Raw genomic sequence first — 18,665 nt, 5'->3', positions numbered from 1 at the left:
GGAGCACCCCGAGATGACCACCTCCCAGCAGGAGCACACCATGAGTGCCTGGCACGGCTTCAAGGGCGGACTCTGGCGGGACGCCATCGACGTCCGCGACTTCGTCCAGCACAACTACACCCCGTACGAGGGCGACGCCGCCTTCCTGGCCGGCCCCACCGAACGCACCCTCGCGGTGTGGCGGCGGATCACCGCCCTCTTCCCCGAGGAGCGGGCCAAGGGCGTCCTCGACGTCGCGTACGACGTCCCGTCGAGCATCACCGCGCACGCGCCCGGCTACATCGACCGAGAGCGGGAGTTGATCGTCGGCCTGCAGACCGACGCCCCGCTGAAGCGCGCGATCATGCCCAACGGCGGCTGGCGGATGGTCGCCGGCGCGCTGAGCACCTACGGCTACCCGGTCGACCCGGAGCTGGCGAAGGTCTTCACCGAGTACCGCAAGACCCACAACGACGGCGTCTTCGACGCCTACACCCCCGAGATCCGGGCCGCCCGCAGGTCCGGCGTCATCACCGGACTGCCGGACGCCTACGGGCGCGGCCGGATCATCGGGGACTACCGCCGGGTGGCCCTGTACGGCGTCGACCGGCTGATCGAGGCCAAGCTCGCCGAGAAGGCCGAGCTCGACCCGGCTCCCACCGAGCCCGCCCGGCTGGAGGAGACCATCCGGCTGCGTGAGGAACTCGCCGAACAGATCAGGGCGTTGGGAGAGCTCAAGCAGATGGCCGACGGCTACGGCTACGACCTCTCGGGTCCGGCCGCCACGGCCCGGGAGGCGATCCAGTGGCTGTACTTCGCCTACCTGGCGGCCGTCAAGGAACAGAACGGCGCCGCCATGTCGCTCGGCCGCACCTCCACCTTCCTCGACGTCTACCTCCAGCGTGACCTGGACGCCGGCGTTCTGACGGAACATCAGGCCCAGGAACTGGTGGACGACTTCGTCATCAAGCTGCGGATCGTCCGCTTCCTGCGCACTCCCGAGTACGACGAGCTGTTCTCCGGCGACCCGACCTGGGTCACCGAGTCCATCGGCGGGATCGGCGCGGACGGCCGTCCGCTGGTCACCCGCACCTCCTTCCGCTACCTGCAGACCCTCTACAACCTCGGCCCGGCCCCCGAACCGAACATGACCGTCCTCTGGTCGCCCCGGCTCCCGCAGGGGTTCAAGGAGTTCTGCGCCCGGGTGTCGATCGACACCTCCAGCATCCAGTACGAGTCCGATGAACTGATGCGCCCCCGCTTCGGCGACGACACCGCGATCGCCTGCTGCGTCTCCGCGATGGAGGTCGGCAAGCAGATGCAGTTCTTCGGCGCCCGGGTCAATCTCGCCAAGACCCTGCTCTATGCGGTCAACGGCGGCCGGGACGAGGTGTCGGGCGTCCAGGTCGGCCCCGACACCGGCGCGGTCACCTCCGACGTCCTCGACTACGACGAGGTGCTGGCCCGGCTCGACCGGCAGATGGACTGGTTGGCCGGGACGTACGTCCACGCGCTGAACGTCATCCACTACATGCACGACAAGTACGCCTACGAGCGCCTCGAGATGGCCCTGCACGACCGGGACGTCCGGCGCACCATGGCCTGCGGCATCGCCGGCCTCGCGGTCGCCGCGGACTCGCTGTCCGCGATCAGGTACGCCGAGGTCAGGCCCGTACGGGACGAGACCGGTCTGGTCACCGACTACCTGGTGGACGGCGACTACCCGGCGTACGGCAACAACGACGACCGGGCCGACGAGATCGCCGTCCGGCTGGTCGAGACGTTCATGGCGAAGGTGCGAGAGCACCCCGCCTACCGGGGCGCCGAGCACACCCAGTCCGTCCTGACCATCACCTCCAACGTCGTCTACGGCCGGAAGACCGGCAACACCCCGGACGGCCGACGGGCGGGCGAGCCGTTCTCCCCCGGGGCCAACCCGATGAACGGACGGGACCACCACGGCTACGTGGCGAGCGCGCTGTCCGTCGCCAAGCTGCCCTACGGCCAGGCCGAGGACGGCATCTCGCTCACCAACACCGTCACCCCGGACGCCCTCGGACGCAGTCCCGAGGAACGGGTGCACAACCTCGTGGGCGTGCTCGACGGCTACGTCACCTGCCGGGGCTTCCACATGAACGTCAACGTCCTCGACCGCGGCACCCTCCTGGACGCCATGGAGCACCCCGAGAACCACCCCCAACTCACCATCCGGGTCAGCGGCTACGCGGTCAACTTCGTCCGGCTCACCCGGGAACAGCAACTGGACGTGGTCAACCGCACCTTCCACGGCTCGCTGTAGCCGCGACCGTCCACGCGGGGGCCGGCGCCGCCCCGACCAGGGCGCCGGCACCCGCCGTCCTTCCGGAGCCGAAATGCCCCAGCCCCTCCCTCCCGCACACCCGGCCGACCGGGCCGGGACACCGGCCCCCTCCGCCCGGCGGGTGAACGGTGGGCTGCTCCACTCCTGGGACCTGTCCACCGGCGTGGACGGGCCCGGAACGCGCTTCGTGGTGTTCCTCTCCGGGTGCCCGCTGCGCTGCCTCTACTGCCACAACCCGGACACCTGGCACCTGCGCGACGGCCGGCCCGCCCCCGCCGACGACGTCGTCCGGGAAGCCGCCAAGTGCGCGGAGTTCATCGGGGCCTGCGGCGGCGGCGCCACCGTCAGCGGCGGTGAACCGCTGCTCCAGCCCTACCTCGCCGGGGGGTTGCTGCACCGCTTCAAGCACGAACTCGGGCTGCACACCGCCCTGGACACCTCCGGCTTCCTGGGCGTCCGGGCCACCGACGCACTGCTCGCCGACACCGACCTCGTCCTCCTCGACATCAAGTCCTGGGACCGGGAGCTCTACCGCCACCTGACCGGGCGGCGCCTCGCCCCCACTCTGGAGTTCGCCCGGCGGCTGGCCGAGCTCGGCACCGACGTCTGGGTCCGCTTCGTCCTGGTACCCGGGCTGACCGACGCCGCCGAGAACATCGAGGGCGTCGCCGCCTTCACCGCCTCCCTGGGCAACGTCACCCGGGTCGACGTCCTGCCCTTCCACCGGCTCGGCGCACCGAAGTGGCGCGCACTCGGCCTGGAGTACACGCCGGCGGACACCCCGGCACCCACTCCGGACCAGGTGGAGAGGGCCCGTTCCGTGTTCGCGGCCCACGGCCTGCACGCCGTCTGAAGCCGAACTCGACTGTCCGCCCGGCCCGGGGCGGGCGGCAGTGCTGCTCGCCCCGGAAGCCGGTCCGGTCGAGGGACTCGGCAACGATGACCTCGCGCCGCCCGGGAGCCCGACGGCGGCGCAGCCCGGTGCTCCGGCGGCCGCCCTGCGCTTCGATCACGGGGCGGGCCGGTTGCCGCCGGTCAGCCGCCGGCCGTGACCGTGCCGGTGGCCGGGACGGACGCGTCGACGTCCATGCCGAGGGCGTTGGCGACCGAGTCGGAGCGGCCGGCGCGAAGGAGCCGTTGGCCGAGGTCGATGAGGGCACGGGCGGCGGCGTACTCGTCGCCGATCTCGGGCACCGCCGGGTCGTGGGGGTTGCGGTGGGCGGTGGTGCGGGTTTCCAGGATGTTGTCGCCGGTGTCGAGAACCGCGTGGACCTTGGTCTCGTCGCCCTCCTCGAAGAGGTCGAGGCGCAGCTTCCACTGTTTGGTGCGCATCGTCGCCGGGGCGTTCGCGGTCATGTCGGGTCTCCTCGGGTCGGTCGGGCCCGGAGCGTGTCCGGGTAGCGGAACTCGGAGCGCTGCTTGTCCTTCTTCTCCTCGCCGCGCTCGGCCTGGACGGTCGGTACGCCGTCGTCGACGCCGATCGTGATGTTCTTGCCCGGGTCGACGCCGGGTAGCGCGGCCATGAGCTCGCCTCCGGTGTCCATCACACCGCCGTCGGGCGCTGCGCGGCAGGGCCGCTCGGCCCCATCGGCGAGGGCCGGAAGGGGGCGGCACCGCTCACACAGCGGCCTCGGCCTCGGCCACGGCGTGCTTGACGGCGGCGAAGCTGTCCGGGGTGACGGAGATCGAGTCGATCCCGGCCCCGACCAGGAAACGTGTGAAGTCCGGGTCGTTGCTTGGGCGTTGGCCGCAGAGACCGACGTGCCGGCCGGCCGCGTGGGCGGTGGCGATCAGTGACTCGATGCTGCGGGTGACGGCAGGATCGCGTTCGTCGAAGAGGTGCGCCAGCAGCCCGGAGTCGCGGTCGACGCCGAGGGTGAGCTGGGTCAGGTCGTTGCTGCCGATGGAGAAACCGTCGAAGCGTTCGGCGAACTGTTCGGCGAGCAGGATGTTGGCCGGGATCTCCGCCATGACATACACCCGCAGGCCGTTCGAGCCCCGGGCGAGCCCGTTGTCGGCCATCACGGCGAGCACCCGGTCGGCCTCCCGCGGGGTGCGGCAGAAGGGGATCATCACCACGACGTTGGTCAGCCCGAGCTCGTCGCGGGCTTGGCGCAGCGCCCGGCACTCCAGGGCGAAGCCCTCGCGGTAGCCGGGGTCGTAGTAGCGGCTCGCGCCGCGCCAGCCGATCATCGGGTTCGCCTCGGTCGGTTCGAAGGGCGCGCCGCCGACCAGCCGGGCGTACTCGTTGGTCTTGAAGTCGCTGGTACGCACCACGACCGGGTCCGGCCAGCGAGAGGCGGCGATCCGGGCCACACCGTGGGCCAGGCGGTCCACGAAGTAGTCGGTGCGGTCCGGGTGGCCGCAGGTCAGCTCGTCCACCAGCCGCCGGTCCTCGGCGGACAGCCGCTCGGGGTGGACCAGGGCCATCGGGTGGACGCGCACCTGGTGGGCGACCACGAACTCGGTCCGGGCCAGGCCCACGCCGTCGGCGGGCAGCCGCCACCAGCGGAACGCGGCGCCGGGGTCGGCCAGGTTGAGCATGACCTTGGTCCGGGTGGCAGGCATCGAGCCGAGGTCGGTCTCGGTCGCCTCGTAGGCGACCCGGCCCGCGTACACGTGGCCCTCCGCGCCCTCGGCACAGGAGACCGTGACCTCCCGCCCGTCGGCGAGCACGGCGGTCGCCGACCCGGTGCCGACCACTGCCGGCACGCCCAGCTCCCGGCTGACGATCGCGGCATGCGACGTGCGTCCGCCGTGGTCGGTGACGATGGCGGCGGCCCGCTTCATCAGCGGCTCCCAGTCCGGATCGGTGATCTCCGTGACCAGCACGGCCCCCTGCGGGAAGCGCTCCAGCCCGACCGGCTCGGCCAGCGCGCACACCGGCCCGGCGCCGACCGCCTCGCCCACCGCGATGCCGTCCACCAGGCGTTCGCCCGTACCGGTCAGCCGGAACCGGCGCAGCACCTCGCCCCGACGCCGCGACTGCACGGTCTCCGGCCGAGCCTGGACGAGGAACAGCAGCCCGCTGATACCGTCCTTGGCCCACTCCAGGTCCATCGGGCAGCCGTAGTGCTCCTCGACCGCGACCGCCCACTCGGCGAGGGTGCGGACGTCTCCCCGGCCGAGTACCGGGCGGGACCGCTCGTCCCCGTCGGTGTCCACGGTCGTGGTGGAGCCGTCCGCGCCGTACACCGCCTTCCGGCGTTTCGCGCCCGGCTGCGCCTGCACCACCGGGTCCAGGTGGTGGTCCTTGAGCACCGGCTTGAACACGGTGTACTCGTCAGGGTCGACCTGGCCGCTCACCACCGTCTCGCCCAGCCCCCAGGCGGCGCTGATCACCACCACACCCGGGAAGCCGGTCTCGGGGTCCAGCGTGAACACCACCCCCGCGCCCGCGAGATCGGACCGCACCATCGACTGAACGCCGACCGACAGGGCCAGCGAGAGGTGGTCGAAGCCCATCCGCTCGCGGTAGTCGATGGCCCGGTCGGTGAACAGCGAGGCATAGCAGCGCCGACAGGCGTCCAGCAGGGCGGCGGCGCCCCGGACGTTCAGGAACGTCTCCTGCTGGCCCGCGAAGCTGGCCTCCGGCAGGTCCTCCGCGGTGGCGCTGCTGCGCACCGCGACATCGGGGTCCTGGCGCCCGGCCTCGCGGGCGAGGTGCTCGTACGCTGCCAGGACGTCCCGGGTGAGCGGGGTGGGAAGCGGAGTGGCCAGGACGGCGGACCGGATCGCGGCGCCGACCTCGGGCAGTGGGGCGCCGCCGTGCCGCCGGTCGATCTGCTCGGCGATCCGCTCGCGCAGGCCGCCGGTGTCGAGCAGCTCACGGTAGGCGTCCGCGGTGGTGGCGAAGCCGTCGGGCACCCGGACCCCGGCCGGGCTCAGGCCGTTGATCAGCTCGCCCAGCGAGGCGTTCTTGCCGCCGACCACGGCGACGTCCTCCCGGCCGAGATCGCGGAAGTGGATGACACGGCGCATGACTGCCTCCGGGCGCGCTGGCAGGATGACCCCCGGCGCCGTGCGCGTCGGGGCCCCGTCCCTGCCACTGTCCGCCCGGCCGGGCCGACGGGCCCAGGGGCGCAGGCCTCCCGAAGCAGGTCCGACCGGTCGTGGCGGGAGGGCCGATCGGCCCTCCCCGGAGGGAACCGGGTCAGACCGGTGCCGCGCCGCAGGACGTCAGGCGCGGTGGGCCAGGCCCGCGCGCACGCCGTGGGCGGCGGCGCCGAGGGCGAGCACTGCGGCGCCCCACAGCACCGAGGCCCCGGGGAGGGCGAAGGCCAGCACCGCGCACCCGGCCAGCCCGAGCGCCGGAAGCACCCGCGGCGGGCGGCCCTCGGCGGGGGTGAGGGTCCAGGCCGAGGCGTTGGCGACGGCGTAGTAGGCGAGCACGCCGAAGGAGGAGAAGCCGATCACCCCGCGCAGGTCCGCGACGGAGGCGAGGACGGCGACGACGGCGCCGACGGTGAGTTCGGCGCGGTGCGGGACGGCGAAGCGGGGGTGGACGGCGGCGAGCCGGTGGGGCAGGTGCCGGTCGCGGGCCATCGCCAGGACGGTGCGCGAGACGCCGAGGATCAGCGCGAGCAGGGAGCCGAGGGCCGCCACCGCGGCGCCGACGCGCACCACCGGGGCCAGGCCGGGCACCCCGGCAGCCCGGACCGCCTCCGTCAGCGGCGTGCTGGTGCGGGCCAGACCCTCGGGGCCGAGGACGGCCAGGACGGCGAGCGCGACCACCGCGTAGACCACCAGCGTGATGCCCAGCGCGAGCGGGATCGCACGGGGGATGGTCCGGCGCGGGTCGCGGACCTCCTCACCGAGGGTGGCGATGCGCGCGTACCCGGCGAACGCGAAGAACAGGAACCCCGCCGCCTGGAGCACCCCGTGGAAGCCGGCGTCCGCTCCGACGGCCCAGTGGCCGGTGTCGGCGCCGGAGCCGCTGAAGCAGGCGGTGACCACGGCGGCGAGCACGGACAGGACGACGGCGACGATCACCCGCGTCAGCCAGGCGGCCTTCTGCACGCCGACGCAGTTCACCGCCGTCAGGGCCACGACCGCCGCGACCGCCACCGCGTGCGCCTGACCGGGCCACAGGTACGACCCGACCGTGAGCGCCATCGCTCCGCACGACGCGGTCTTGCCGACCACGAACCCCCACCCGGCCAGGTAGCCCCAGAACTCCCCGAGCCGCTCGCGCCCGTACACGTACGTCCCGCCGGACTGCGGGTAGCGGGCGGCCAGGCGCGCGGATGAGGTGGCGTTGCAGTACGCGACCACGGCCGCCAGCGCCAGGCCGAGCAGCAGCCCGGAGCCGGCCGCCGCCGCCGCGGGAGCGAGCGCGGCGAAGATCCCGGCGCCGATCATCGACCCCAGCCCGATCATCACCGCGTCGAACACGCCCAGGTGCCGCCGCAGTTCCTCGGGGCCGGCCGCCGGTGCCGTTGAACTCATGGATCCGTGCCTTCCGACGGTCTTCGGTGTCGGCGCGCACCCTACTGGACGGAGAGCGCCGTCGTTCAGGTGGGGCGCAGCTGCCGGCCGCGGTGGCGGATCAGCTCCCGGACGGTGGTTCCCATCGAGCCGAGGTGGACCTGGACCTGCGGGGCGTCGGCGACGAGGTTGCCGTCCGGGCCGAAGAGGGCGCCCCCGGGCTGCCGTAGCGCCTCATGCCGCGGTGTGCGCGAACAGCCCCGCGTACCGGGCGATCGCCCCCGCGTGCTCGGCACACTGCCGGTAGTAGCAGGACAGGCGCACCAGGTCGGCGGCGTCGACCGGGTCCGCCTCCTCCGTGCGCAGCAGGAGTTCGTACAGCAGCCGTTGCCGCTGACCGATGTCGTGCGACTCGGTGAGCACGTCCGCGACGCTCCCGGGCGCCCCGGACTCCAGCACGTCGGCCGCTCGGGAGACCGAGTCCAGGGCCGAGTCGGCGACTGCGCGCAGCGGGGCCAGTAGCGGCTCGTCGAACGGATCCCGCAGCCGGCGCGCCCAGGCCGCCTCCAGCAGCCGCTGCGCCAGCTGTCCGAGGGCCTCGGCCTCGCACCCGACGTGGACGCCCAGCACGACCCCGGCGCGGCCGCCGAGGGTGTCGGCGGCGTCCTCCTCGATCCGGGACCGCAGTTCGGCAAGGGCCCTCTCGGCGGCCGGGACGCCGTCGCCGCCCGCCGGTCCGGTCAGTGCGGCCGTCGCACCGCAGAGCGCCGCGTGGGCCAGCCGCACCAAGCCCGCCAGCTCTCCGACCAGGGCGCGGTACCCGCCGCCTGCGCCGTCAGCCATCGCCTGTACTCCCGTCCTCCGGCCCCTCGACCAGTGTCTCCCCGTCGCCGCGGGCCGTCACGGTCGCGGCGGCTCCAGGGGGCTGCCGAACGGTTCGCGGCCGGGTATGCCCGGGGGCGGGACGTCATGCCGAAAGGCTCACAGCGGGCGCTGTGGTGCGCCCGCCGCTGCCGTGCGACGAACCGGGCTCCCGGTCCGGTTCCCGCCGGCCGATCGGTGACGGCGGCCTTCCGGCCGCGGTCAGACCAGCCCCGCGCCCCAGGCGCGGGCGCGGTCGAGCTCGCCGGCCCGCAGCGGGCCGTCGTTGTCCTCCACGATGAAGCCCTCGGGTTCGGCCACCACGTCGTAGTGGTGGCCGGAGAGCCGGTGGGCGATGCCGTTGGCGGCTCCGCCGGCCCGGGGCATGTCGACCCGGGTGTCGAATGCGGCGGCGTAGGTGCCCGACTCGGGCTGTGGCAGGTCGCGGAACCAGGCCCGCAGACCCGGTCCCTCGGCCGTCTCCCGTGCCTCGGCGGTGGCCGCCTCACGGTCCTCCTTGTGGGCCTCGGCGGCCACGGCCATCCGCCGGCTGAGCCCGGAGGACATGCCGTGCATGTGGGTGGGCCCGCCGACCACCAGCAGGTCCGCGGAGCGGGTGGTCTCCGCGTCCGCCTCGGCCACCGGGAGGCAGTCCACGGCCGCCCCGGGGTCGGCCTGGTGGACGCCCTCGGCGATCGCCTCGGCGATCTCCCGGGTGTTGCCGTACATGCTCTCGTACACGATCACGGTGTGCATGGTCTCCACCTTTCGTCATTCCCGGGCCGCTCCGGAGCAGCGTCCGGGCGCGGGCCGTCCGGCCCGGATCGGGCCGTCGTACATGTGGGCTCAGTCCGGGGCGGCGGGCACCGTGATGACCGGGCAGTCGGCGCGGTGCAGCAGGCCGTGCGGGACGGAGCCGAGGCGCATACCGGTGAAGCCGCCGTTGCCGCGGCGGCCGACGACCACGGCGAGGGCGTGCTCGGAGGCGATGCCGAGTTCCTCGACCGGGTGGCCGTGCACCAGCTCGTGGGTGACCGCCACATCGGGGTGGCGCTCCTGCCGGCCGGCCGTGGATTCGAAGAGCAGCCGCCGGAGGAGCTGCACGGTGGCGTGTTCGTCGAGGTTGCCGACCGGTGGGCGGTGCCAGACCCACAGGATGCGCAGGGCCGCCCGCCGCTCGTCCGCGAGGTCGAAGGCGAAGTCGACGGCGGGGTCCGAGGAGGGGCTGCCGTCCACGTCGAGCACGAGGTAGGGCGGGTCCTGGGTGGTGTGCTCCGGACCGCGGACGACGGCCACCGGGCAGTGGGACTGGGCGCTCACCGGAACGGCCACCGAGTAGGCACTCAGCGCCTCCGCCGTGCGGCTCAGCCGTCGGGAGCCCAGGACCACCAGCGCGGCCTCGCGGGACTCCCGGCACAGGGCCGGGGCAGGGAGGTCCTCACTGACGTCCGTCGTCAGCGCCAGAGCGGGATGGCGGGCCCAGGCCACGGCGGCGGCCCGGTCCAGTGCCTGTTCGGCGCGCTCGACCAGGGCCTTGTGGTAGCGGCCCTGGTCGAAGGGGCGGAACTCGCGGTACACCGACGGGACGGCGTGCACCAGCCGTAGCGGCAGGCCGCGCCGGGCTGCCTCGTCGGCGGCCCAGGCCGCGGTCATGCTGCCGGTGTCACGGGCGTCGACGCCGAGGACGACGGATCGGAGTCCGTCCTGGGGGCTTGCGGATGTCATGGCTCCTCCTCGGTCCTGCTGCGACCGGATCCTGTTCCCACGCTAGGCGGGCCCGGCGCCGGCCACGAGGGCCGACCGGCCCAGGGCCGGAGCCCGGCGTACCCCACCTGGCGCCGCCCGACCGGTCGCCGGTGTCGGCCCGGCGGGCCCTCGGCCTCGCGCGCCGCATCAGATCCCTTGCTTGCGGAGCCGGGCCGTGGCGAACCGGAACAGGACGCTCTGCCAGGGGTGTTCGCCGCCGTGGGCCCAGAGCCGCGCCGAGCGACGCGGCCGCGACGACGACGCCGAGCAGCAGTACCCGCTGCCAGACCCCGGCGCCCAGGATGTGCTGGTGCGGCGGTCGCGGGGGGCGGGCCATCGCACCGGGTGAGAGCGGTTCCGCGCCCATGGCGACGCCGCCCGCGCTCCGGGGCGTCGGCGGCGACGGTCATGGCCTCGGGCCCGTCAGTCCGCGAACAGGTGCGGTTGGGAGGGGGCTGTCTCGTCCGCGTGCCGGTAGTGGTGGATCCGGGCGTCCGGGCCGGGGAAGTACTCGGTCACCCGACCGTCGTCGGACCAGCGCACGTCGTACGGCGGGCTGCCGTCCGGGTGGTGCAGGCCGATGATCTCGCCGTCCCGCCGGGCCGCGCCGGGCCGGGTGCCCTGGACGATGATGCGGTCTCCCACGGCGGCTTCCATGCCGTCCTCCCTGGGTCGGTACCGGGCCGGGGCGCGCCCCGGCCGTCCGTACTCCCATGGCACCACCGCGGGCCGGATCCGACAGGGGCCGGACGGTCCCGGGTTCCGGGCCCGGTTGCCCCGGCCACCGCCCGGTGGCGAGGCCGGGCCGGGACCAGCGGTCCGGAACGAGTGGACCGTCGGGGCCCGGGGGCGGGGCCGTCAGGCCCTCGGGCGAGCGGGGGCGGATCGGAAGACTGAGGGACGGGAGCACCTGCCACCCCGGTACGAGGAGGCGCGAGATGTCCGCCGCAACCACCACCCCCAGCCACCCGTCCTCGCACACGTCCCTGCGCCGCCACGTCCGCCGGGCGACCGGACGGGACCTCAGCCCCCTCTGCCGCCCGCTCGACCAGGCGTACAGCCGTCTGGTGGCCGGGCTGGCGGTGGCGATGCTGGCCACGCTGGTCGTGGCTGCGGTCGCCGCCCTGCTGGTCTACCGTGCGGAGACGCACACCGCGCAGCAGACCGCGCGGCACCAGCATGTCGTCACCGCCGTCACCACGGGTGCGGCGCTGTCGGGCGGTTCGCGTACCGGCGGTCTGCGGGAGTACGCCCCGGCCCGCTGGACGTACCCCGTCGGGCCAGGTGCCGGGAGAGTGCCCGTGCCGGACGGCACCCCCGCCGGGACGACCGTTCCGGTCGGCCTGAACGACGCCGGAAACCCCGTCGCCGGGCCCAAACCGGCCGATCTGATCGCCATGGACGCCGTCCTGGTCGGCTGCGGCACGGTGACCGTGCTCGGTTTCGGCGCGCAGGGCGCCTTCGCGTTGCGCCGCCGCGCGCTGGACCGGCGGGCGGAGAAGGGTTGGGAGGCCGCCTGGGAGCTGGTGGAGCCGCGCTGGTCCGGGCGTCGGTGACGACGCGCGGGGCGCGGGGCGCGCGGTGGGCCGGTGCCCGGCCGGTTCAGTGGCCAGAGCCCGACACCGCTGCCGTGGGCGTCAGAGGTGGAAGCGCCGGGTCCCGCCGGGTCGGACGGTCGCCTCCGCGCCGCGCACCCGGATCCGGACCGGTTCCTGGCGGTCCTCGCGCAGGCTCACCGTGACGGTCCGGCGGTCGACGGCGATCGTCAGGCCCCAGTGCCCCCGGTAGCGCAGGTCCAGCTCCAGCCGGCCGAGGGCGGACGGCAGACGGGGATCGAGCCAGAGGGCGTCCTCGCGGACCTCCAGTCCGGTGTAGCAGCGTTGCAGCAGGTCGACCGCGCCCGCCATGGCGCCCAGATGGACGCCCTCGGCCGTGGTCCCGTGCTGGCTGTCCCGCAGGTCCGCGACCAGGGCGTCGCGGAAGTGGTGCCAGGAGGCGCGGCGGTCGGAGCGGGTGAGCACCCAGGCGTGCACCACCGAACTGAGCGTCGAGCCGTGAACGGTGCGCCGCAGGTAGTAGTGGGTCGTGCGGCGCAGCAGCTCGTGCCCGGCCGGGTGGCCGAGGCGGCGCAGCAGGTCGCGGACCTCACGGGCGGAGAACAGGAACCAGAGCATCAGCGCGTCGGCCTGCTTGGAGACCTGGTAGCGGTTGACGGTGTCGCCCTCGGCCTCCAGGATCCGGTCGAGCCGGCGCAGGTCGGGGTAGCGGCGCCGGTAGCCCTCCCAGTCGAGTTCGGCGAGCCGCTCGTAGCCGTCGAACTGGCTCAACACGCCCTGGTGGAAGGGGACGTGGAGGTGGCGGCCGACGTCCTGCCAGCGGTCCAGTTCCCGGTCGTCCAAGGCGAGGCGTTCGCGCAGCTCGTCGCGCCGGTGGCCGGGCAGGACGTCCAGGGCGTCCTGGGCCCGGGCGAGCACCCAGGAGGCCAGCACGTTGGTGTACGCGTTGTCGTCCAGGCCCGGCCGGTCCGCCCACGGGTAGGCGTCGTGGTACTCGTCGGGGCCCAGTACGCCGCGGATCGACCAGTGCCCCCGGGCCGGGTCGTGCACGGCGGCCGAGGACCAGAACCGGGCGATCTCCAGCAGCATCTCGGCGCCGGCCGTGGCGAGGAAGTCCCGGTCCCCGGTGGACTGGTAGTACTGCCAGATGTTGTACGCGACGGCCGAGCCGACGTGCCGCTGGAGGTGGCTGTGGTCGGGCAGCCAGCGGCCGGAGAGCGGGTTGAGGTGCAGTTGTTGCGACTCCTCCCGGCCGTCGGCGGCGCTCTGCCACGGGTACGCCGCCCCGCGCAGCCCGAGCGAGTGGGCCTCCCGCCGGGCGGCGTCCAGGCGGCGGTGGCGGTAGCGGAGCACGGCGCGGGCCAGTTCGGGGAAGCGCAGGTTGAGCAGCCGCAGCACGAACAGCTCGTCCCAGAACACGTGGCCCCGGTACGCCTCACCGTGCAGGCCGCGGGCCGGGATGCCGACGTCCAGGTCGACGGAGTGCTCCGAGTGGGTCTGGAGCAGGTGGAACAGGTTCAGGTGCAGCGGGCCGACGCCGTCGAAGTCGGCTTCGATCCGGCAACGGCGCCACAACTCCGCCCAGCGCAAAGAGTGTTGGGCGAGCAGCTGGGCGAAGGTCCCCGCCTCGGCGGCGAGTTGGCGGGAGGCGCGCAGCGGCGTCTCGATCGCCCGGTCGCGGGAGGTGTGCACCGCGACCGTCTTCGTCACGGTGACGGGCTCGCCCCGCACGGCGTCCAGGGTGAGGAGGTGGGCCGCCCACCCCGCGCGGCACTCGGTGGTCACTCGTACCCGGTCCGCACGCATCCGGTCCGCACTCGTCCGGGCGCACAGGGCGATCCGCAGCGGTGAGCCGATCGCCTCGCTCTCCAGCCAGAGCAGCCCGACGTCGTCGACCCCCTGACCGACCGGGGTGAGGTGGCGCTCGGTCAGCCCCCGGTAGCGGCGGACACCGGTGTTGGCGACATCCCCGTCCAGGCCGGAGCGGACCTCCAGCGGCCCGGACCAGTTCTCCGGCGTGAAGGTGCTCTCCAGCGTGAGCAGGTGCGGCTGCGCCTGGCTGGCGAGGCGGCGCTGCACCAGTGCGGTCCGCCGGCCCAGCGCGTCCACCACCAGTGCCCGTCGGGTCAGCACGCCCCGGCGCAGGTCCAGTTCCAGGGTCTGTTCGGCCGGGGGCCCGGTGAACCAGGTGCCGCCGACCGGGCGGAAGGTCAGCGGCAGCCAGTTCGGGCCGTTGACCAGGTCCTCGTTGGAGACGGTCCGACCGGCGACGGTCGACCCCGCCCGGTCGTAGCAGCCGGCCAGGTACGTCCCCGGGTAGTGGACGCCGTCCGCGACGGACTCCGGCGCGGCGCCCCGGCTGACCAGGTAGCCGTTGCCGACGGCGCACAGCGCCTCGCGCAGCCCCTCCTCGCCGGGGTCGAAGCCCTGGTAGCGGAGCGTCCACGGGTCCGGCATGTCGGGGTACCCCGCCGGCGGGTCTGGTGCCACGAGGTGACCTCCCGTGCCGACTGGCCTTCCTCCAGTCTGCGCACGGTGCCGCCGGGCTGCTCGCCGTCGGGTCGGTCGCCGCCGCGTCGGTCCGGGCCGGGCCGCTCGGCGTGCCGGGCGGGGCCGGTCGGCCCTCGTGGCGTGCGGCGTTGGAGGCGGAGTCTGGAGGGGTAGAACGGCGACGGCCGAGGAGGCGCCATGTCCACCGTCCATCCGTCGCGGAGCACCGCGGAGGCCCTGCTGGCCGACGGCACCACCGTCGAACTCCGCCCGCTCGGTCCGGGCGACCACAAGGCGGTGCTGGACCTGCACGCCGAGGGGATGTCCGAGGAGAGCCGCCGGATGCGGTTCTTCGGGGTGAGCCGCAACGCGCCCGCGCGGGCCGCCGACCGGCTGTGCGGGCCGCCCCGGGCGGGCCTGCTGGCACTCGGCGCCTGGGTGGGGGAGGAGCTGATCGGGGAGGCGGACTGCGAGCTGCTGGACGGGCCCCCGGAGACTGCCGAGCTGGCCCTCGCGGTGGCCGACCGCTGGCACGGCCGGGGCGCGGCCACCCTGCTGCTGGAACATCTGGTGCACACCGCCCGGGCCGCGGGCATCCGCTTCTTCGAGGCCGACACCCTGTTCGGCAACCGGGCCGTCCACCGGGTCTTCGCCGACCTCGGGCTGCCGGTCGAGCGCCGGTACGCCCAGGGGGAGGTCAGGGTCCGGGTGCCGCTGGACGAAGAGGGCGGTGAGCGCTACCGCTCCGCCGTGGACGAGCGCGGCCGCCGCGCCGATGTCGCGAGCCTGGCGGCGCTGCTGCGTCCGGCGTCGGTGGCGGTGATCGGGGCGTCCCGGCGGGCGGGTTCGGTCGGCCGGACCGTCCTCGGGAAGATCCGGCGGGGCGGCTTCGCGGGGGAGGCCTGGGCGGTCAACCCGCACACCCGGGAGATCGACGGCCGGGCCGCGTACCCGTCCGTCCGCGCGCTGCCCGCCGTGCCCGACCTCGCGGTGCTGGCCGTGCCCGCGGGAGCCGTCCCCGCGGTGGCCGAGGAGTGCGGTGCTGCCGGGGTCCGGGCACTGGTGGTGCTCACCTCCGGCCTCGGGCCGGAGCAGGCTCGCGGGCTGATGCGCGCCTGCCGCCGGCACAGCATGCGCCTGGTCGGGCCGAACAGCCTCGGCATGGCCCAGACCGACCCCGCCGTCCGGTTGGACGCCGAGTTCGGCGGGGCCTTCCCCCGGCCGGGCACCGCCGGGGTGGCGGTGCAGAGCGGCGGGGTGGGGATCGCGCTGCTCCAGCGGTTGGCCTGGCTGGGTATCGGGGTGTCGAGTTTCGTATCGCTCGGCGACAAGTACGACGTCAGCGGCAACGACCTGTTGCAGTGGTGGGAGGCGGACGGTAGGACCGACCTCGCACTGCTCCACCTGGAGTCCTTCGGCAGTCCGCGCGCCTTCGCCCGCACCGCCCGGCGGGTCACCCGGACGATCCCGGTGCTGACCGTGGACGCCGGGCGCTCCGCGGCCGGCCGCCGGGGCGCCGCCTCGCACACGGCGGCAGCCGCCACCCCCACCGTCACCCGGGAGGCGCTGTTCCGCCAGGCCGGGATCACCGCGACCCGCAGCATCGAGGAACTCGTCGAGGTGGCGGCCCTCCTGCACGCCCAGCCGCTGCCCGATCCGCGCGGCGCGGTGGCCGTGGTGTCCAACGCCGGCGGCATCGGCATCCTGGCCGCCGACGCCTGCGCCGAGGCGGGGCTGATCCTGCCGGAACTCCCGGCCCGGCTCGCGGACCTGCTCCCGCCCGGCGCCTCCGTCCATAACCCGGTGGACACGACGGCGGCGGTGGGTCCGACCGAACTCGCGCTGTTCCTCCGTGCGTTGGAGCGTGAGGAGGCCGTCGACGCGATCCTGGTGTGCATCGCGCCGACGGCGCTGTGCGAGAGCCCCGGGCAGGATCCGGTGCGCGCCCTGCTGGAGGGTCCGGCCCGGCGCCGGGTCCCGATCGCGGCCGTCCTGCTCGACCAGCAGGTGCCCGTCCGCTACCGCGGCTGCGCCGACGGCGGCATGCTGCCCACGTACTCCGACGGCCTCTCCGCCGCCCGTGCCCTCGCCCATGCCCGGGACCGCGCCCGTCGGCTCGCGGAGCCGTTCTCGCCCCCGGCCGACGCCCCGGACTGCGACCGGCGCGCCGCCCGCAGCCTGGTCGACGGCCACCTCACCGCCCACCCGGAGGGCGGCTGGCTCGACCCGCTGTCCACCGCCGACCTGCTGGAGGCGTACGGGCTGCCGCTCACCACGACCGTCTGGGCCCGCGACGAGCACACGGCGTCCGTCGCCGCGAGCGGTCTGCGCCGGCTCGGGCACGAGGGGAAGGTCGCGCTCAAGGCGTACTGGCCCGGGCAGGTGCACAAGAGCGTCTCCGGGGCGGTCCGCACCGGCCTGGGTAGCGATGCCGAAGTGCGCTCCGCCTACCGGGAGTTCACCCGTCGGTTCGGGGGCGAGCTGGCTGGGGCGGTGGTCCAGCCGATGGCCGCGCCCGGCGTCGAGCTGCTCGCGGGCGTCGTCCAGGACCAGGTCTTCGGCCCGCTGATCGTCCTCGGCCTGGGCGGCACCGCCGCCGACGTGCTGGCCGACCGGGTGGCCCGGCTCGCCCCGCTGAGCGAGCTGGACCTGACCGCCATGGTCGCCGAACTGCGCAGCGCGCCACTGCTGGTGGGCAACGGAGGGGCCCCTCCGGTCGACCTCGCCGCGGTACGGTCCGTCCTCGCCCGGCTGTCCCGGCTGGCCGACGACTTCCCCGAACTCGTCGAGGCCGACCTCAATCCCGTCATCGCCCGCCCCGACGGCGCGCTCTGCGTGGACGCCCGGGTCCGCCTCGAACGCCGGCCGTCCTTCGACCCCTACCTGCGACGACTGCGGCGTCCGGCGGCCGCCGAAGCGGAGTGAACCGCCATGAAACACAGCATCCTCGACGGTACGGCGGCCGACACCTTCCCGGCCTCCGAGCCGGTACGGCCACCCGGCCGCACGCCGGTCCGCGACTGCATGAGCCGGCCCGGCGTCGCCGTCACCCCCGGCACCGACTTCGCGACCGTCGCCGCGGTGCTGAGCGCCTCCCGGCAGGGCATCGTGCCCGTGGTGTCCGACGACGGCATCGTCACCGGGGTGGTCGCCGCCTCCGACCTGCTCGCCGCCTACACCGAGGAAGACCCGGGCCAGGAACTGCCCGCCCGCGACCTCATGGCCACCCCGGCGGTCACCGTCACCGAGGACACCAGCGTCACCGAGGCGGCCGCCCTGGTCGCCGAACACTCCCTCCACCACCTGCCCGTGGTGGATGCCGACGGCCGGCTCACCGGCCTGCTCTCCACCCACGACCTGCTCGACGCACTGCGCCGCGAGGACGAGGCCGTCCGCGACGAGGCCCTCGCCCTCGCCCTCACCCCCGGCAGCGGCGTCGCCCCCGGCTCCCTGCACGTCCGCTGCGAACGAGGCCTGCTCGCGGTCACCGGCCGCACCCGCACCCGCGGCGACGCCGCCGCCCTGATCCTCCAACTCGCCCGCGTCGACGGCCTCAACGGGCTCGCCGACCACCTCACCTGGGACCAGGACGACATCGATGCGGCGCCCGGACGCTGACGGCGCGGACGCGGTGGCCCCGAGGTGAGCTGCCCGGCGCCCCGGCCGGGCGTTCGGCGTGCCGTCGGCCGCCGGTCCCCTTTTGCGAACCGTGAGTACTCGTACTAATACTCTCCGTGATGGATGGCGGGGTCGTGGAACTCCCATCCGCGACGAGAGGTACGGGAGGCTGAGGCGGTATGCGGGGAAGAGGGATGCTGAAGAGGGGCAGAGGGCGAGGCTGCCGACTGCTGGGCGCGGTGGTTCCGTCGGCGGCGGCGGGTGCTGTCGGGGCGGTCGGCGCGGCTGCTGCTGCCGGGTGTCCGGTGCAGAACGGTACGGCGGCCTGCGCGACCGCCGGTGCCTACACGTACACGGTCCCGCAGGACGCGCTGGAGGTGCGGTTCACCGTCATCGGCGGGGGCGGCGGGGGAGGCGGCTTGCCGGGCGCCGGGGGCGGTGCCGGCGCCGCGATCGCCTGCACGGTCACCGGCCTGTCGGCCGGCACGGTGGTGGCGGTGACCGTGCCCGAGGGGGGTGCGGGCGGCGGGCTGCTCGAGGGCTCCCAGGTGCTGAGTCCCGCGGGCGGCGGCCAGGCGGCCTCCGTCATCGCTCCGGGTCTGGCCGTCTCGGCCGCCGGGGGCGGGGGAGGCGGCGGCGCCGGCGGCGATGGCGGGGGGGGGGCCGGC

At 74.6% G+C, this 18,665-nt stretch carries 16 protein-coding genes and 1 pseudogene; 6 read left to right on the top strand and 11 right to left on the bottom strand.

All coding sequences use genetic code 11. The annotated features are described in order from the left end of the window. Positions 1-13 precede the first annotated feature (13 nt). Entirely contained in the window at positions 14-2,278 is a 2,265-nt protein-coding gene (gene pflB, locus ABTY61_RS36835) for a formate C-acetyltransferase (RefSeq protein WP_350509547.1), read from the top strand. Between the two features lie 73 nt (positions 2,279-2,351). Beyond that, positions 2,352-3,152 (top strand): pyruvate formate-lyase-activating protein, encoded by an 801-nt coding sequence (gene pflA / locus ABTY61_RS36830; protein WP_350509546.1) that lies wholly within the window; start codon positions 2,352-2,354, stop codon positions 3,150-3,152. A gap of 182 nt (positions 3,153-3,334) precedes the next feature. Here the strand turns inward: pflA and ABTY61_RS36825 are convergent, their stop codons facing one another. The 10 genes and pseudogenes from ABTY61_RS36825 to ABTY61_RS36785 all read right to left on the bottom strand — a co-directional run bounded on the left by ABTY61_RS36825 (position 3,335) and on the right by ABTY61_RS36785 (position 10,990). Then, positions 3,335-3,655 carry a dsRBD fold-containing protein gene (locus ABTY61_RS36825; protein WP_350509545.1) on the bottom strand — a complete coding sequence of 107 codons (321 nt, stop codon included), beginning with the start codon at positions 3,653-3,655 and terminating at the stop codon, positions 3,335-3,337. After that, complete coding sequence (locus ABTY61_RS36820; RefSeq protein WP_350509544.1) at positions 3,652-3,822, bottom strand: Hsp20/alpha crystallin family protein; 171 nt, start codon at positions 3,820-3,822, stop codon at positions 3,652-3,654. The genes ABTY61_RS36825 and ABTY61_RS36820 overlap by 4 nt, the downstream gene beginning before the upstream one ends. A 94-nt stretch (positions 3,823-3,916) precedes the next feature. After that, positions 3,917-6,280, bottom strand: coding sequence for a phosphoenolpyruvate synthase (ppsA, locus tag ABTY61_RS36815; RefSeq protein WP_350509543.1), 2,364 nt, complete (start codon positions 6,278-6,280; stop codon positions 3,917-3,919). Positions 6,281-6,478: 198 nt separating this feature from the next. Continuing rightward, positions 6,479-7,747: an APC family permease gene (locus tag ABTY61_RS36810; protein WP_350509542.1), complete on the bottom strand. Its 1,269-nt coding sequence runs from the start codon at positions 7,745-7,747 to the stop codon at positions 6,479-6,481. A 71-nt stretch (positions 7,748-7,818) separates the two neighbouring features. After that, positions 7,819-7,938: pseudogene (locus ABTY61_RS42085) on the bottom strand (hydantoinase B/oxoprolinase family protein); the annotation flags it as partial. 22 nt (positions 7,939-7,960) lie between these two features. Continuing rightward, a complete protein-coding gene (locus tag ABTY61_RS36805; protein ID WP_350509541.1) occupies positions 7,961-8,569 on the bottom strand; it encodes a hypothetical protein in 609 nt (202 codons plus the stop codon). Positions 8,570-8,809: 240 nt separating this feature from the next. Continuing rightward, positions 8,810-9,343: a flavodoxin family protein gene (locus tag ABTY61_RS36800; RefSeq protein ID WP_350509540.1), complete on the bottom strand. Its 534-nt coding sequence runs from the start codon at positions 9,341-9,343 to the stop codon at positions 8,810-8,812. Positions 9,344-9,433: 90 nt separating this feature from the next. After that, entirely contained in the window at positions 9,434-10,312 is an 879-nt protein-coding gene (locus ABTY61_RS36795; protein WP_350509539.1) for a universal stress protein, read from the bottom strand. Further along, entirely contained in the window at positions 10,251-10,670 is a 420-nt protein-coding gene (locus tag ABTY61_RS36790; protein WP_350509571.1) for a hypothetical protein, read from the bottom strand. The genes ABTY61_RS36795 and ABTY61_RS36790 overlap by 62 nt, the downstream gene beginning before the upstream one ends. A gap of 86 nt (positions 10,671-10,756) precedes the next feature. Beyond that, a complete protein-coding gene (locus tag ABTY61_RS36785) occupies positions 10,757-10,990 on the bottom strand; it encodes a DUF1918 domain-containing protein (RefSeq protein WP_350509538.1) in 234 nt (77 codons plus the stop codon). Between the two features lie 281 nt (positions 10,991-11,271). Here ABTY61_RS36785 and ABTY61_RS36780 point away from each other — a divergent pair, with 281 nt between their 5' ends. After that, positions 11,272-11,889: an Rv1733c family protein gene (locus ABTY61_RS36780; RefSeq protein ID WP_350509537.1), complete on the top strand. Its 618-nt coding sequence runs from the start codon at positions 11,272-11,274 to the stop codon at positions 11,887-11,889. Positions 11,890-11,970: 81 nt separating this feature from the next. Here the strand turns inward: ABTY61_RS36780 and ABTY61_RS36775 are convergent, their stop codons facing one another. Beyond that, positions 11,971-14,379: a glycoside hydrolase family 65 protein gene (locus ABTY61_RS36775; protein ID WP_350509536.1), complete on the bottom strand. Its 2,409-nt coding sequence runs from the start codon at positions 14,377-14,379 to the stop codon at positions 11,971-11,973. 198 nt (positions 14,380-14,577) lie between these two features. On the opposite strand from ABTY61_RS36775, the gene ABTY61_RS36770 reads away from it, so the two are divergent. From ABTY61_RS36770 to ABTY61_RS36760, 3 genes are all read left to right on the top strand, one after another. Then, entirely contained in the window at positions 14,578-17,304 is a 2,727-nt protein-coding gene (locus tag ABTY61_RS36770) for a bifunctional acetate--CoA ligase family protein/GNAT family N-acetyltransferase (protein ID WP_350509535.1), read from the top strand. Positions 17,305-17,310: 6 nt separating this feature from the next. Then, positions 17,311-17,997 (top strand): CBS domain-containing protein, encoded by a 687-nt coding sequence (locus ABTY61_RS36765; RefSeq protein ID WP_350509534.1) that lies wholly within the window; start codon positions 17,311-17,313, stop codon positions 17,995-17,997. A 305-nt stretch (positions 17,998-18,302) separates the two neighbouring features. Next, positions 18,303-18,665: glycine-rich domain-containing protein (locus tag ABTY61_RS36760; protein ID WP_502895493.1), on the top strand; the 363-nt coding region annotated here is incomplete at its 3' end.

The sequence above is a fragment of the Kitasatospora sp. NPDC096128 genome (assembly GCF_040303105.1).
Classification (GTDB): domain Bacteria; phylum Actinomycetota; class Actinomycetes; order Streptomycetales; family Streptomycetaceae; genus Kitasatospora.
Note: the sequence above shows the minus strand (reverse complement) of the source record. Positions and strands in the feature narration are given on the sequence as shown.

Excerpts from the sequence above, each read along its gene's own strand:
- ppsA (WP_350509543.1), bottom strand. The coding sequence starts at position 6,280 with ATGCGCCGTGTCATCCACTTCCGCGATCTCGGCCGGGAGGACGTCGCC.
- ABTY61_RS36780 (WP_350509537.1), top strand. The coding sequence starts at position 11,272 with ATGTCCGCCGCAACCACCACCCCCAGCCACCCGTCCTCGCACACGTCC.
- ABTY61_RS36800 (WP_350509540.1), bottom strand. The coding sequence starts at position 9,343 with ATGCACACCGTGATCGTGTACGAGAGCATGTACGGCAACACCCGGGAG.
- pflB (WP_350509547.1), top strand. The coding sequence starts at position 14 with ATGACCACCTCCCAGCAGGAGCACACCATGAGTGCCTGGCACGGCTTC.
- ABTY61_RS36790 (WP_350509571.1), bottom strand. The coding sequence starts at position 10,670 with ATGGCCCGCCCCCCGCGACCGCCGCACCAGCACATCCTGGGCGCCGGG.
- ABTY61_RS36765 (WP_350509534.1), top strand. The coding sequence starts at position 17,311 with ATGAAACACAGCATCCTCGACGGTACGGCGGCCGACACCTTCCCGGCC.
- ABTY61_RS36795 (WP_350509539.1), bottom strand. The coding sequence starts at position 10,312 with ATGACATCCGCAAGCCCCCAGGACGGACTCCGATCCGTCGTCCTCGGC.
- ABTY61_RS36770 (WP_350509535.1), top strand. The coding sequence starts at position 14,578 with ATGTCCACCGTCCATCCGTCGCGGAGCACCGCGGAGGCCCTGCTGGCC.
- ABTY61_RS36785 (WP_350509538.1), bottom strand. The coding sequence starts at position 10,990 with ATGGAAGCCGCCGTGGGAGACCGCATCATCGTCCAGGGCACCCGGCCC.
- ABTY61_RS36805 (WP_350509541.1), bottom strand. The coding sequence starts at position 8,569 with ATGGCTGACGGCGCAGGCGGCGGGTACCGCGCCCTGGTCGGAGAGCTG.
- pflA (WP_350509546.1), top strand. The coding sequence starts at position 2,352 with ATGCCCCAGCCCCTCCCTCCCGCACACCCGGCCGACCGGGCCGGGACA.
- ABTY61_RS36825 (WP_350509545.1), bottom strand. The coding sequence starts at position 3,655 with ATGACCGCGAACGCCCCGGCGACGATGCGCACCAAACAGTGGAAGCTG.
- ABTY61_RS36820 (WP_350509544.1), bottom strand. The coding sequence starts at position 3,822 with ATGGCCGCGCTACCCGGCGTCGACCCGGGCAAGAACATCACGATCGGC.
- ABTY61_RS36810 (WP_350509542.1), bottom strand. The coding sequence starts at position 7,747 with ATGAGTTCAACGGCACCGGCGGCCGGCCCCGAGGAACTGCGGCGGCAC.